Origin of the sequence: Mesorhizobium sp. M1A.F.Ca.IN.020.04.1.1, assembly GCF_003997315.1 — a bacterium.
In the GTDB taxonomy this organism is placed as follows: Bacteria; Pseudomonadota; Alphaproteobacteria; order Rhizobiales; family Rhizobiaceae; genus Mesorhizobium.
In genome coordinates, this window is sequence record NZ_RZSN01000148.1 from 1 (window position 1) to 14,872 (window position 14,872).

11 protein-coding genes are annotated in these 14,872 nt (G+C 65.0%); 8 read left to right on the forward strand and 3 right to left on the reverse strand.

The window, feature by feature from the left end:
• Positions 1-3,231 (reverse strand): peptidoglycan-binding protein (locus EOA49_RS24215; protein ID WP_127243394.1); only part of this gene is annotated, 3,231 nt, incomplete at its 3' end.
• Between the two features lie 463 nt (positions 3,232-3,694).
• Between EOA49_RS24215 and EOA49_RS24220 the strand changes: the two genes are divergently transcribed.
• From EOA49_RS24220 to EOA49_RS24245, 6 genes are all read left to right on the forward strand, one after another.
• Entirely contained in the window at positions 3,695-4,156 is a 462-nt protein-coding gene (locus tag EOA49_RS24220) for a MerR family DNA-binding transcriptional regulator (RefSeq protein ID WP_082980529.1), read from the forward strand.
• Between the two features lie 230 nt (positions 4,157-4,386).
• Positions 4,387-6,183, forward strand: coding sequence for an acyl-CoA dehydrogenase (locus tag EOA49_RS24225; protein ID WP_127241212.1), 1,797 nt, complete (start codon positions 4,387-4,389; stop codon positions 6,181-6,183).
• A gap of 62 nt (positions 6,184-6,245) precedes the next feature.
• On the forward strand, positions 6,246-7,415 hold the full coding sequence (locus EOA49_RS24230) for an acyl-CoA dehydrogenase family protein (RefSeq protein WP_127243395.1): 1,170 nt from the start codon (positions 6,246-6,248) through the stop codon (positions 7,413-7,415).
• A gap of 33 nt (positions 7,416-7,448) precedes the next feature.
• Complete coding sequence (locus tag EOA49_RS24235; protein WP_095829202.1) at positions 7,449-8,657, forward strand: acetyl-CoA C-acetyltransferase; 1,209 nt, start codon at positions 7,449-7,451, stop codon at positions 8,655-8,657.
• A 14-nt stretch (positions 8,658-8,671) separates the two neighbouring features.
• Positions 8,672-10,891, forward strand: a complete 2,220-nt coding sequence (locus EOA49_RS24240; protein ID WP_127241889.1) for a 3-hydroxyacyl-CoA dehydrogenase NAD-binding domain-containing protein — start codon at positions 8,672-8,674, stop codon at positions 10,889-10,891.
• A 9-nt stretch (positions 10,892-10,900) separates the two neighbouring features.
• On the forward strand, positions 10,901-11,443 hold the full coding sequence (locus EOA49_RS24245) for a thioesterase family protein (RefSeq protein WP_127241888.1): 543 nt from the start codon (positions 10,901-10,903) through the stop codon (positions 11,441-11,443).
• Positions 11,444-11,455: 12 nt separating this feature from the next.
• Here the strand turns inward: EOA49_RS24245 and EOA49_RS33630 are convergent, their stop codons facing one another.
• A complete protein-coding gene (locus EOA49_RS33630; protein ID WP_245460777.1) occupies positions 11,456-11,695 on the reverse strand; it encodes a hypothetical protein in 240 nt (79 codons plus the stop codon).
• 604 nt (positions 11,696-12,299) lie between these two features.
• Here EOA49_RS33630 and EOA49_RS24255 point away from each other — a divergent pair.
• Together EOA49_RS24255 and EOA49_RS24260 are read left to right on the forward strand one after the other, a co-directional pair.
• Entirely contained in the window at positions 12,300-12,941 is a 642-nt protein-coding gene (locus EOA49_RS24255) for a helix-turn-helix transcriptional regulator (RefSeq protein ID WP_067322695.1), read from the forward strand.
• Between the two features lie 10 nt (positions 12,942-12,951).
• Positions 12,952-13,836: a thermonuclease family protein gene (locus EOA49_RS24260; RefSeq protein ID WP_245460778.1), complete on the forward strand. Its 885-nt coding sequence runs from the start codon at positions 12,952-12,954 to the stop codon at positions 13,834-13,836.
• On the opposite strand, the gene EOA49_RS24265 is transcribed toward EOA49_RS24260, so the two are convergent.
• Positions 13,799-14,872, reverse strand: a 1,074-nt coding sequence (locus EOA49_RS24265; RefSeq protein WP_164749273.1) for a lysine--tRNA ligase, incomplete at its 5' end; no start/stop codon positions are given. The genes EOA49_RS24260 and EOA49_RS24265 overlap by 38 nt on opposite strands.

Sequence of the window (14,872 nt, forward strand, 5' to 3'; positions counted from 1 at the left end):
AGCACCGGCTGCGGCGGCACCGGGCATTGCTGTGCTCGCCGGCGGCGGGCCGATGGTGGGTTGCGCGTCGCCGTCCGTGTCCATGGCAGGCCCGTTCGCAGCCGGAGAGACTGGCTCCGACGGTGTCGCCGAAGCCATCGGCGCGGGCCGGGCTGGCGCGGACGGAGTCGCCGGAGCAGGCGCCGGTTCGGCTGGCGCCGCGGCCGCGGGTATTTCGGGTGCGGATGGCTGAAAGGCGGCCTGTGGCGTTGGATCGTCCTTCGACGGCTCGGCCTGCCTGACGGCACGCGTCGGCGCGCTCTCGGGCTTCGCAGTGCCCGTGTCGGGCTTGGGTGTGATGACATCGAGCGAGGCGGTTTCGACCGATTGGGTGGAGACCATCGGCGCGACGTCGTTGCTGGCGACCGGCGCGGGGTCGGAGAAGAAGGCCTTGCCGAGCTGCAGGCCGGCCAGTGCCATCATGATCGCGGCCGCCGCCATCAGGATGGGCTTCCGCCGCGCCTTGAGCAGATCGCCGATTCTGAGCGCCTTCACCGGGCCGGTCATCGTCGACTGCCGCTTCAGCGCGTCGGCTTCCGCGGCGGCGGCCTGCGCCGCGCGGCGGGCGGCCGCGATGAAATCGGATTTGGCGGCATCTGTCTCGCTGCGCTTGGCCGGCTGACCGCCGCGCTCGTCGCGCACGCGCTTCATGATGGCGTTGAGGTCCGGCGCGCCGGAACCAGGTTCGAGCGGCCGGTTGGCGGCTCTCGGATCGAGCGGTTCGTCGATGTCGACGGTCGGAACGTCGCCGGCCGGTGCCGAGCCGGCAAGCGGCGGCGTGTCCTCGTTCTTCTTGCCCTTGAAGGCACGCGCCAGTCCGCTGAACATCGACTTCTTGCGGCCGGTGGTCTCAGCCTTCTCGCCAATTTCGTCCGATCCGAGCGCAGCCATTGCGGCGGCGGCCGCGGCCTCGGCGGGCGTTCGAGCGGCAGCTTCGCCGCGCATTACAGGTTCGCCACGCGTAACAGATTCGCCACGCGTAACAGGTTCGCTACGCGTAACAGGTTCGCCCGGTGCAGCCGGCTCGTTTCGCGAAACCGGATCGTGACGCAGGATGGAGGCGGCGCGCGCATCGAGATCGGCGATGTCTCCGGTCAGTGGCAGCGGCTGGTCGATATCCATCGACGGCGCGTCCTGGACGGCGATCTTGCCGGTGCGGGCGGCCCGCTTGCCGCCCGGCTGCGGGTCGATCAGTTCGCTGACCGCTTCACTGGGACCTTCGGCCTCCAGCGAGCCGAGCCGGTCGACGATCTTGAGCAGCGTGTCGTGGATCGCCTCGAACGTGCGCGAATTGCGCTCGTCGGAACGGCGGGTGAGCGCTTCGAGCGTCTTCAGGTCCTGCGCGAGCCCGCTCACGGCGGCTGCGTTGGAAGCAGCCGTGCCGGAACTCGATTCGCCCAGGGACCGCACGGCGTTCTCCGCAGCCTCGCGCGCGACGGTGAGGATGGAATCGCGCGTGCCGGCCAGCGACTTCTCGATCTCGTCGAGGCGAGGGCTGATGTCCTCGAAATCGGGAAGCGGTGCGCTCGGCTTCGAAAGATGCGCCGAAAGGGCGGTCACCTGCGACTCAAGGCTGCGGATCAGTGCCGGATCAATGCCGGCGACCTGCGCGGCGGAGGATTCCAGCCGGCTGGAGATGTCCTCGAGCCGGCTTTCCAGGCCACGGATCGCCATCTCGTTGGCGGGATCGGGCGCGCGCGTCTCGATGCGCTTGGCAAGCGCGGTGAAGCGGGCGTCGATCGCCTCCATGATGCCAGCGCCGTCGTCCTGCCGCATGCGCTGGTCGAGCCTGTCGGCGACTTCGTCCAGCCGCCGCTCGAGTTCGCGGAACAGCAGGTTGCTCTGCTCGATGGCATCACCCTGGCGGCGCTCGAGGAGCGTGGACAGCGCGTCGAAGCGCTGCTCCAGGCCCTGGAAGATGTGGTCGGCGTCGGGCATCGCCGGCGCGCGGTCTATCTTGTCGGTGATCAAAGCAATCTGCTTGCCGAGACGCTCCATCGCCTGCTCCGGCAGATGGGCGCGCCCGGCGAGCTCGTCCACACGGCTGGACAGAAGGTTGAGGCGGTCGATGACCTCGGCGCCGGGACGCGACTGCGCGACCTCCTCGATCTGCTCCGCCAGCGAGGCGATCCGTTTCTCGATTCGCCCGAAGGTTTCCGGATCGAAGGCATTGGCCTGCGCGGCCACCGTCGAGGCGACGATGGCGCGCGAGATCTCGTCCAGCCGCTCGTCGATCATGGCAAGCGTCTCGCCGCCGCGCATCGTTTGCTGGCTGGCGAAACGGTCGACCGCTCCGGCGAGGGTGCGCACCTTTTCCTCCAGCGAGGCGAGCGACAGCGATTGCGGCAGGTTGTTGACCGCGCTGCTGATCTGTTCGAGGCGGTCGGTCAGCGCCGAAAGGTTGGGACCCTCGGCGCGCTGGCGCTGGTCGGCGTCGACGCGATCCTCGAAGGCGCTCCAGCGGCGATCGAAATCGTCCCAGCGGCGGTCGACGGCCTGCACGCTTTGGTCGACGGCCCGCACGCTTTCCTCGCGCGCCAGCGTGTCGAGCGCCGCCTTGACCTGCTCCAACTCCAGCCGCAGCAGGTTGACGCTGCGATCGTCGCTTTTTTCGGCAAGCGTGTGGATGGCGCCGGAAAGCCGTTCGAACTCGAGGCCGAGCTCGGCGCTGTTCTTGTCGGCGGGGGCACCATGCTGGCTCGCCGCCTGCATGGCGCGATCGATATCCTGACGCAGCGCGTCGAATTCGCGCTGCAGGCCGGCGGTCATCTGATGGCGCAACTCCTCGCGCAGTCCGCGCAATTCGACCGCGATCTTGCCAACCATCGCGACGCCATCTTCCTGTCCGCGCACCCGGTCGATGTCGCGGGCAATGGCCTGATAATTGGGGCCGAAGTCGGAAGCTGCGGCCGCCGGGTTCTGCGACCCGCGGTTTTGCGGTCCGCGATTTTGGTCCCTCTGCGTGGTGTAGGGTTCCTCGTACCAGCGGGGCGAACCATAAGGTTGCGCGGCCGCATAGCGCGGCTCGGGGGCCGGCCGCCGCGGATCGGGGCGCTCGGGCGTGTCGCTGCGCGTCCGCTCCAGCCGCTGCTCCAGCGTTTCGAGCGAGCGGCTCAGATCCTCCAGCGAGGTCTGCGACCGGCGCTGCCTACCGGCGTTGAGTGTATCGAGATAGGACCGCTTGCTGTTCATCGATGCGCCCGTGTTCAGAATGACCGGCTGAGACCGGTTTCCCAGAGTCTGCCGGGAACGAAGGCGTCCGCGCGGTTTTGCTGCGGAGGAAGACGGGCTTCCCGGGTTTCTCACCCACGCTTCGAAAACCGTGAAAAATTCGCTACAGGATAAACACGGGTGACCGACATGCGCACATTTCGCCCAACGTGGTAAACAAGGCGTTAACCAAGCTTAAGAAGTGGCGCATAATCCTGACCCGCCCGCCCCAATGGCATCCGAGTGCGGCATAAAGGAGTGTTTCCGACAACGCCCTTGCGTCAGGTGCCGGCTGTCGGTATAGAATTGACGTAAACGTAAAAGGTGCGAAGCCGTGCCTCTTGCGATTGAATTGTCGAAACCACGATTGGAAGCACGCCCCCGCTTCCACTCAGGCGACGTTTTGGTCCGTGACCGCGACGCCATCAGGGGAAAGCCAGTGACCATGAAACTTGTTTCGCCCGGCGAAGCCGCGGCCAATAGCAATCACATATCGGTCGAGACCGACGAAGAATTCGTCCGTATCGGCGAGATGGCCAAGAAGTACGGCGTGACCTTGCGCACGCTGCGATTCTACGAGGACAAGGGCCTGCTCAATCCGAAGCGCGACGGCTCGACCCGTCTCTACACGCGCCGCGACAAGGCCCGGCTGAAGCTGATCCTGCTCGGCCGCAAGGTCGGTTTCTCGCTGCGGGACGTCAAGCAGATGATGGATCTTTACGATCCGACCGGATCCAACACCAAGCAGTTGCGGCTGGCGCTCGACAAGTCCGAGAAGCAGCTTGCCCGCTTGCAGAAGCAGCGCGCGCTGATCGATGAGGCTATCAGCGACCTGAGCAATTCGATGGCGATCGTTCGCCAGATGCTGGCCGAGCGGGCCGCGCCGCAGGCAAGCGCCGCCGGCTGATCTCACGCTAACGGCATAGCCTAGGATAGAGAAAGCCGCGTGGCTGCAGCCGCGCGGCTTTTTTGTTGCCTTGGAGCGAGCGCTAATCAAAAATTTCGGGCTGCGACGAAGTTGACGTTTACGCAAACGTCAATATTTGCTATCGGGGGCATCGACATTGGCTCGGCCTCCCATCCACATCCGGATCGGAAACTTGCTGGCCGGCCGGGACCGCAAGGGTGGAGGAAGGCATGACGATCTACAGGGCGCCCGTCCAGGACACGCTGTTCGTGCTCAACGACGTGCTCGGCTACCAGCGCTATTCTAATCTTCCGGGCTTCTCGGACGCCACGCCGGACGTCGTCGAGGCGATCCTTGCCGAAGGCGCCAAGCTCGCCGAAAACGTCATGCATCCGCTGAACCGGGTCGGCGACATGGAAGGCTGCGTGCGCCATGACGACGGTACGGTGACCACGCCCAAGGGCTTCAAGGACGCTTTCAACCAGTATCGCGAGGGCGGCTGGATGGGCCTAGCGGCACCCGCCGAGTTCGGCGGCCAGGGTCTGCCCTATACGGTCCACACCGCGGTCTCCGAATACATGGTGTCCGCCAATATGGCGCTGATGATGTATCCCGGCCTCACGCAGGGCGCGATCGCGGCCATTGTCACCCATGGCACGGACGAGCAGAAGGCCACCTGGTTGCCCAGGCTGATCGAGGGCGCCTGGACCGGCACCATGAATCTGACCGAGCCGCACTGCGGCACCGATCTCGGCCTGCTGCGCACCAAGGCGGTGCCCAATGGCGACGGCACCTACAGGATTTCCGGCCAGAAGATATTCATCTCCGCCGGCGAGCACGACATGGCCGACAACATCGTCCATCTGGTGCTGGCCCGCGTCGAGGGGGCGCCGGAAGGCGTCAAGGGCATCTCGCTGTTCATCGTGCCGAAGTTCAAGCTCGACGGCTCGGGCAATGTCAGCGCGCGCAACGCGCTCTCCTGCGGCTCGATCGAGGAGAAGATGGGCATCCACGGCAACTCGACCTGCGTCATGAACTATGACGAGGCCGAAGGCACTTTGCTCGGCGAGTTGAACGGCGGCCTGAAAGCCATGTTCACGATGATGAACGAGGCCCGCCTGGGCGTTGGCCTGCAAGGGCTCTCGGTCTCGGAGATCGCCTATCAGAACGCGGTGGCTTACGCCAAGGACCGCCTCCAGGGGCGGTCGCTGTCGGGCATCAAGGCGGCGGACAAGAAGGCCGACCCGATCATCGTCCATCCCGATATCCGCCGCTCGCTGATGACCATGAAGGCGTTCAACGAGGGCGGCCGAGCGCTGGCGCTGTGGACGGCGATCAAGTCGGACGTCGCGCACCGCTCCGGTGACGACAGGGACCGCCAGTCGGCCGACGACTACACCGGTCTGATGACGCCGGTGGTCAAGGGCGTGCTGACTGACAAGGGCTTCGATCACGCCGTGATGGCGCAGCAGGTGTTCGGCGGCCACGGCTACATCGAAGAACACGGCATGAGCCAGTTCGTCCGCGATGCCCGCATCGCCATGATCTATGAAGGCGCCAATGGCATTCAGGCGCTTGATCTGGTCGGCCGCAAGCTGGCGCAGAATGGCGGCCGCGCCGTGCAGGCCTTCTTCAAGGAGGTCGGCGAATTCTGCGAGGAAAACCGCGCTGACGACAAGATGGCGCCCTTCACCAAGGCGCTGAAGAAGGGCCTCAACGACCTGCAGGCGGCGACCATGTGGCTGGTGCAGAATGCCATGGCCAAGCCCGACAATGCGGGCGCCGCCTCGACCGACTACATGCATCTCTTCGGCCTGGTGGCATTGGGCTACATGTGGGGCCAGATGGCCAAGGCCGCCCAAACGAAGCTCGCCGAAGGTGCCAATGGGGCCGCGTCGTTCTACGACAACAAGCTGGTGACGGCGCGCTTCTTCATGGAGCGGATCATGCCGGAGAGCGCGACGCGCCTCGCCCGCATTTCCAGTGGCGCGGATACGTTAATGGCGCTGCCGGCGGAAGCGTTCTAGAAATGCTCGGCGTCCCCCTCCCCTTGAGGGGAGGGGGACGCCGGCGCAGTGGAGGAAACAGCATGACAAATCCAGCCGAAGTTCTTGGCCTGCCGAAGCCCGCCTGGGCGGCGGACGAAGTCGGCATGCTCTACGAGATGGCGAGCCGCTTCATGTCGGAGGAGATCGCGCCGCGCTACGAAGAGTTCGAGAAGAACGAGATTTTCGACCGCGAGAGCTGGCTGAAGGCGGGCGCCGCCGGCCTGCTCTGCGCCTCTATGCCGGAGAAATATGGCGGCTCCGGCGGCACCTTCGCGCATGAGAGCGCCATCATCGAGGCTATCGGCCACGTCGGGGTCGACGGCTTCGGCATCGGCCTGCACAACTCGATCGTCGCGCCATACATCCTGCATTACGGCTCCGAGGAGCAGAAAGAAAAATGGCTGCCGAAACTGGCGACCGGGGAGCTGATCGGCGCCATCGCTATGACCGAGCCCGGCGCCGGCTCCGACCTTCAGGGCGTCAAGACCCGTGCCGAGAAGGACGGCAATCACTACAAGCTCAACGGCTCCAAGACCTTCATCACCAACGGCCAGCTTGCCAACCTGATCATCGTCGTCACCAAGACCGATCCGGACAAGGGCGCCAAGGGCACCTCGCTGATCGTCGTCGAGACCGACGAGGTCGAGGGCTTCGAACGCGGTCGCAACCTCGACAAAATAGGGCTCAAGGCCAACGACACCTCCGAGCTGTTCTTCAACGACGTGCGCGTGCCGACCTCCAACCTGCTCGGCCATGAGGAAGGCAAGGGCTTCGTCCAGCTGATGCAGCAATTGCCGCAGGAGCGGCTGCAGATCGGCACCGGCGCGATCGCCATGATCGAGCGGGCGCTGGCGCTGACCATCGACTACGTCAAGGAGCGCAAGGCCTTCGGCAAGGCGATCATCGATTTCCAGAACACCCAGTTCAAGCTGGCCGAGCTGAAGACCGAGGCCACGATCGGCCGCGTCTTCTACAACGACTGCGTCGCCCGCCACATCGACGGCGGCCTCGACCCGGTCACCGCCTCTATGGCCAAATACTGGCTGTCCGACCTGCAGGGCAAAGTCGTCGACGAATGCCTTCAACTGCATGGCGGCTATGGCTACATGAACGAATATCCGATCGCCCGCATGTTCCGCGACGCCCGCGTCCAGCGCATCTACGGCGGCACCAACGAGATCATGAAATTGCTGATCGGGCGCTCTCTCTGAGCGCAGCGACCGGCAAATCCAAGGAGCACGAAAATGGCCGAAGCTTACGTCTATGACGCCGTGCGCACGCCGCGCGGCAGAGGCAAGAAGGATGGCTCGCTGCACGAGGTGCCGGCGGTGCGGCTCGCGGCAAAGACGCTTGAGGCGCTGCGTGACCGCAACGCGCTCGACACCGGCACGGTCGACGACATCATCTTCGGCTGCGTCGATCCGGTCGGCGAAGCGGGCTCGGTCATTCCGCGCGCCGCCGCCTTCGAGGCCGGCTACGACACCAAGGCGCCCGGCATGCAGATATCGCGCTTCTGCGCTTCCGGACTCGATGCCATCAATTTCGGCGCCGCCAAGATCGCGCAAGGCGCGGACGAGATCGTCATTGCCGGGGGCGTAGAATCCATGTCGCGTGTCGGCATGGGCATGTCCGGCGGCGCCTGGTTCATGGACCCCTCCGTCGGGCTTCCCGGCTGGTTCGTGCCGCAGGGCATCTCGGCCGACCTGATCGCGACGAAATACGGGTTCAGCCGCGACGACGTCGACGCTTACGCCGTCGAGAGCCAGAAGCGCGCCGCCAAGGCGTGGGAGGACGGCCGCTTCAAGAATTCGGTGGTCCCGATCAAGGACCAGAACGGCCTCACCATCCTCGACCGTGACGAGCACATGCGGCCTTCGACCGACATGCAGTCGCTCGCCTCGCTCAATCCGTCCTTCGTCATGCCGGGCGAGATGGGCGGCTTCGATGCGGTGGCCGTGCAGAAGCATCCGGAAGTCGAGGAAGTGAACCACGTCCACCATGCCGGCAACTCATCCGGCATCGTCGACGGCGCCGCTGCTGTACTGCTCGGCTCCAAGAAGGCCGGCAAGGCCATGGGCTTGAAGCCCCGCGCGCGCATCCGCTCGTTCGCCAATATCGGTTCCGAGCCGGTGCTGATGCTGACCGGCCCGGTCGACGTCACCGAAAAGCTCTTGAAGCGTGCCAAGATGAAGCTGTCGGACATCGACCTGTTCGAGCTCAACGAGGCCTTCGCTTCCGTTGTGCTGCGCTATATGCAGGCCTTCGACATCCCGCATGACCAGATCAACGTCAATGGCGGCGCGATCGCCATGGGCCATCCGCTCGGCGCCACCGGCGCGATGATCTTCGGCACGGTGCTGGACGAGCTGGAGCGCCGGGACCTGAACACCGCGCTGGTCACGCTCTGCATCGGCGCCGGCATGGGCACCGCCACCATCATCGAACGCGTCTGACGGGGAGAGAAAAGATGAGCTACACCAATTTCACCCTCGACGTGGACGCCGACGGGATCGCGCTGGTCACCTGGGACATGCCGGGCCGCTCGATGAACGTCTTCACCGAAGAGGCGATGCGCGAGCTCAACGCCATCGTCGATCGTGTGGCCGACGACGCCGCCATCAAAGGCGCGGTCATCACCTCCGGCAAGGACAGCTTCTCCGGCGGTGCCGACATCACCATGCTGCAGAAGATGCTCGCCACCTTCGCCGTCGAAAAGGAGAAGGACCTCGAAAAGGCGACCAAGGCGCTGTTCGACAATGCCGGCTATATGACCGGCCTGTTCCGCAAGATCGAGACCTGCGGCAAGCCGTGGGTATCGGCGATCAACGGCACCTGCATGGGCGGCGCCTTCGAGATGTCGCTCGCCTGCCATGGCCGCGTCGCGGCCGATTCCGACAAGGTGAAGATGGCGCTCCCCGAGGTGAAGATCGGCATCTTCCCGGGCGCCGGCGGCACCCAGCGCGTGCCGCGGCTGACGGATCAGCAGCAGGCGCTGCAGATGCTGACGACCGGCCAGAATCTGACGCCGCAAAAGGCGAAGTCGATGGGCTTGATCCACGAGATCGCCGAGCCGAAGAAGCTTCTCGAGACCGCCAAGGCGATGATCAAAAACGGCCTGAAGCCGGTGGCGCCATGGGACGAAAAGGGTTTCAAGCTGCCCGGCGGTCCGATCTATTCGGCGGCCGGCGCCAATCTCTGGCCGCCGGCCATCGCCATCCTGCGCCGCGAGACCTTTGGCAACTATCCGGCGGCCGCCGCGATCCTGAAATGCGTCTATGAGGGCCTGCTGGTGCCCTTCGACACCGGGCTCCGGATCGAGCAGCGCTACTTCACCGAGATCATGCAGACCAAGGAAGCGGCGGCGATGATCCGCTCGCTTTTCGTGTCGCTGCAGGAACTGAACAAGGGCGCGCGCCGCCCGACCGGCGTGCCGGACAGCAAGTTCAAGAAGATCGGCATACTCGGCGCCGGCTTCATGGGCGCCGGCATTGCCTATGTCACGGCCAGGGCCGGCATTCCGGTCGTGCTGCTCGACCGCGACATGGAGTCGGCCGAGAAGGGCAAGGCGCATTCCGACGGCCTGATTTCGGACCAGGTGAAGAAGGACCGCGCCAAGCCCGAAGAGAAAGACAAGTTGCTGTCGCTGATCACGCCGACGGCCGACTATGCCGACCTTGCCGGCTGCGACCTTGTCGTCGAGGCGGTGTTTGAGGATTCAGGCGTGAAGAAGCTCGCCACCGAGAAAGCGGAAGCGGCGCTGAAGTCCTCGGCGATCTTTGCCTCGAACACTTCGACCATCCCGATCACCTCGCTGGCGAAGAACTCGGCGCGGCCGAAAAACTTCATCGGCATCCACTTCTTCTCGCCCGTCGACAAGATGATGCTGGTCGAGATCATCCTCGGCAAGAAGACCGGCGACAAGGCGCTCGCCGTCGCGATCGACTTCGTACGCGCCATCAAGAAGACGCCGATCGTCGTCAACGACACGCGCGGCTTCTACGTCAATGGCTGCGTGCTGCGCTATATGTCGGAAGCCTACAAGATGCTGATCGAAGGCGTCCCTGCGGCGATGATCGAGAACGCCGCCAAGGCCGCGGGCATGCCGGTCGGCCCGCTGGCGCTGACCGACGAGACGGCGATCGACCTTGCCCAGAAGATCATGAAGCAGACCATCAAGGATCTAGGCGAGAAAGCCGTCGACCCGAAGCAGATGGCGCTGATCAACACCATGGTCGACACGCATGGCCGCTTCGGCCGCAAGAACGGCAAGGGCTTCTACGACTATCCTGCCAAGCCGGCGAAGAAGAAGCTGTGGCCGGGTCTCAAGGATCTCTATCCGCAGCTGAAGCCCGAGAAGGTCGACTACGAGGAGCTCAAAGAGCGCCTGCTGGTCACCATCGCCCTGGAGGCAGTGCGCGTCATGGAGGAGGGCATCGTCACCGATCCGCGCGAGGCGGACGTCGGCTCGATCCTCGCCTTCGGCTTCGCGCCGTTCACCGGCGGCGCGCTCTCCTACATCGACGGCATCGGCGCCAAGCGTTTCGTCAAGATCGCCAAGGGCCTGCAGAAGAAATACGGGGCCGAGTTCAAGGCGCCCAAGCTTTTGCTCGACATGGCCGAGAAGGGCGAGACTTTCTACCAGCGCTTCGACCCTTACCAGAAGGGCGAGGTCAAGAAGGCCGCCTGACGAACTCCGATAAATGTCTGGGGGCGCCTCGCGCGCATGATGGCCACGGCGCGTAGCCGTGGCCCTTATCAAATCGGCGATCAGAGCCGGCTGGCCTTTCGCTGCCTGCCGACCGACATCGATTTCAACAGCCATCTCAACAATGCCCGTTACATGATGCTGGCCGATCTTGGCCGTATCGATGTTTTTCTTCGCGTCGGTCTTGTCGCGCTCGCGCGGCGGAACGGCTGGGCGCCGATGATCGGCGGGCTGCAATCGGCCTATGTGCGCGAGATCAGGCTGTGGAGCCGCTTCGAGGTGGTGTCGTCGATCGAGACCTGGGAAGGCACTTCGGTGATCGGCAAGCACCGCTTCGTCCTCGACGATGGGGAGACGGCGGCGCTGATCCTGACCACCGGCGGCGTCTATGACCGGCGCGGTGGCCGCTTTCTCGAAATTGAGGAGGTCGTCGCGGCGCTCGGCCATTCGGCGGAACCGCGCCCGCCGACCGAGCCCGAGCGGGCATTCATGATCTCGCACCGGAACCTGCGCGAAGAGGCCAAGCGGGCCTGATCGAGCAAGCGTTCAATGTTCGGCCCGGAAGGTTTTGCCCAGATCGACCGCGTCGCCAAAATAGTGCCGGAACACATAGAACAGCGGATTCCATCGCGCAGTGTCGATGTGGTTCGTTCCCGGCAAGACGATGCTGCTGTGCGCATGTACTCGCTGCACGTCTACCTCCATGATGAGGTGCGTCGAGGATGCGCCTTGCTGCTTCGCGCTGCGATGGCAGGTCAGCAGGCGTGTTTCGAACGCAGGGGACATTCTGCGATGCGCGGCGTCAGGATCAATTCGCTGGGCTGGATCGCAAAACCGCCTAAAGCGAACTTGTCGGCCTCATGAACGAACCCCAATTCGGCCTTATGGGGTGGAACGGATTCGCACCCGTGGTGCGCGCGATCCGTTCGACATTCGCCCAGAGGCTGGCCGCGGGAAAATTGAGGGTGCATTCGCCATCCCGCAGAAGATTGATGGCGCCCTGGGTCGCCGAACTCAAGCCGAGGACCACGCATGAACCCAAGGCCCACGCGGCCGTCATCGTTTCGGGTAACCATCAGGACGACAGGCGTCCCAAAATACAGAACGGATGGGGCGATGGATTGGTGGTTCGGCAACATGAGCAGTCCTTCGTAATTCGAGGACCGCACCCTACCAAGCTTGCGCACCGAGACGTTTCGGCCGGGGTCGAACGATGCATCGCGCACGCGGCGACATGGTCGGTGCCGGCGCCGGCTCAGGATCGAGCCCGTCAATCTTGCGGAAGCGGCGACTTTCTCTGCAATCCGCTGTTCGCGCCGGTGGACAATTGAATGGTCGCGCGTTAGACAGCAGTGAGGCATTTTTTCCTGTTTTTCGAAGGAGAGCGGACTTGCTCTCACACGATCGCGTCTGGGCCGCAATCGATGCTCTTGCCGAACGCTATTCGCTCTCGGCTTCCGGTCTCGCCCGCCGCGCGGGCCTCGATTCGACCGCCTTCAACAAATCCAAGCGCCTGTCCTCCGACGGCCGGCCGCGCTGGCCTTCGACCGAATCGCTGGCCAAGATCATCGAGGCCACCGGCGCCTCGCTGGAAGAATTCACCGTGCTGGTTGAGGGTCACGGTGCCTCCGCCGCGCCGCCGCCGCGTATGGCCGTGCCGCTGCTTGGCTTCGCCCAGGCCGGTGCCGGCGGTTTCTTCGACGATGCCGGCTATCCCTCAGGGCAGGGCTGGGATCTGGTCGAGCTTCCGGCGCGGGCGGCGGAAACCTCCTATGCGCTGAAGGTCCAGGGCGATTCCATGCTGCCGCTCTACCGCAATGGCGACGTGCTGATCGTCGAGCCGGGCGCGCCGACGCGCAAGGGCGACCGCGTCGTCGTCAAGACCACCGCCGGCGAGGTGATGGCCAAGGTGCTCGACCGGCAGACCGCGAAGTCGGTCGTGCTGGTCTCGCTCAACCCCGCTCACCCGGACCGCGATATCCCGATGAGCGAGGTCGAGTGGGTGGCGCGGATCGTCTGGGCAAGCCAGTAGGTCCGGGCTGGTGCGGGTCCTCCATCTTGCCCTGGCGCTTGCGGCGGTTCCGGCAATGGCGGCGCTGGTCGTCGCCGGAGGCCACTCGCTGAAGGGCAGCGAAAGCGTCGTCGCGGTCGATCAGATCGATCCGGCCAGTGCACTTCCGGGGCAAGACGCCGATGTGGCGCCTCGGGAACCGTTAACTGCGGAACCGGCGACGTCCGCCATTCTGGCGCCTGCCGCGCCGCAGCCGCCGAAGCCGGTGGCGCATTCGCGGGCAATCGATCCCGACGTGGTGGCGCCACCCGAAGTGCCTGCCGAGGAACTGGAACGGGTCGAGCCGCGCGCGCCGCTCAGCGATCTGGCGCTGGCCGGTCCGCCCAGGCCGCGGAAAACGAAACTGCCGGATGGCGAGGAGGGCACCAAGTTGCTCCAGCCCGTCGCCACCGCCGCCGGCCTGATCAAGGCCAAGGATTATTCCATCGCCGTGTCGGGCATCGACATCGTCAAAGAGGACGAGACCTGCAGCGACGAAGGCAAGTCATGGGACTGCGGGGTTCGCGCCAGGACGGCATTCCGCGCTTTCCTGCGTGGCCGGACCCTGGTCTGCTCGGTGCCGCCGCAAGACGGGCAGAAGGCCATCGCGGTCAAGTGCTGGGTCGGCAACAAGGATGTCGGTCTGTGGCTGGTGGAAAACGGCTGGGCCCGCGCGGCGCCAGGCGGCCCCTATGTCGAGGCGGGCGACAAGGCGCGCGCGGCGAGAAAAGGCATTTTCGGCGCCGCTCCGAATCTCGGCGGCCTGCCGGCATTGCCGGCCGCCACCGGCCCGGCGCCCGCCGCGCCGAGTTCCATCCTGCCGGCGGAAGATGGCGACGTTACGCAGCCAGCTGACCAGCCAGGGCCCGCTCAATGAGCGCGCGCGTCTCCGTAATGCCGTAGAGCGCCGCGAAAGAGCCGAAACGCGGCCCCCGTTCCTGTCCGATCAGCACCTGATAGATCATCTGGAAGAAGGCGACCGACACGCCGGGTCCGCCTTCCGGGCTCTGCTTGGAATGGTCCTGATAGCGCTCGATCCGCCGCGCGACGTTGAGCGCCGCGTTCTGGATCGCCTCGCCGTCCGCGCCCTGCGGCAGCGCGCCGAGCGCTTCCGAAAGCTTCGCCAGCGCCTCGCGCTCAACCTCGTCGGCGGCGCGATAGACCTTGGTCGGCTTCACGAAGTCGTCGAAATAGCGGATGGCATACCCTGTCAGCCGGTCGAGCTCGGGGTGCGTCTCCGGCGTCACCCCGGACGCGTGGCGCGAGATGAAACCCCACAGCACCGCCTTGTCATGCGCGTTGGAGGCGCTGACCAGATTGAGCAGCAGCGCGAACGGGACCGGCAGGTCGATGGCCGGCGGATTGCCGTCATGCATGTGCCAGACCGGGTTGCCGAGCCGCTCCTTCCACTCCTGGCGCGGATAGGCGGACAGGAATGCGTAATATTCGTCGACCGCCTTCGGGATAACGTCGAAATAAAGCTTCTTGGCCTGCCGCGGCCGCTGGTACATGTAGAGGCCGAGGCTCTCGGTGGGCGCATAGGTCAGCCATTCGTCGATGGTGAGCCCATTGCCCTTCGACTTCGAGATCTTCTGGCCGTTCTCGTCGAGGAACAGCTCGTAGACGAAATGCTCCGGCGCGCGGCCGCCGAGGATGTTGCAGATGCGGTCGTAGATTGCCGCGTTGGTCTGGTGGTCCTTGCCGAACATTTCGAAATCGACGCCGAGCGCTGCCCAGCGCATGCCGAAATCCGGCTTCCACTGCAGCTTCACATGGCCGCCGGTGACCGGCAGCGTGGTCTCGCTGCCTTCGTCGTCGAAGGTGATGGTGCCGGCCTTGGCGTCGACCTGCTTCATCGGCACGTAGAGCACGCGGCCGCTTTTCGGCGAGATCGGCAGGAATGGGCTGTAGGT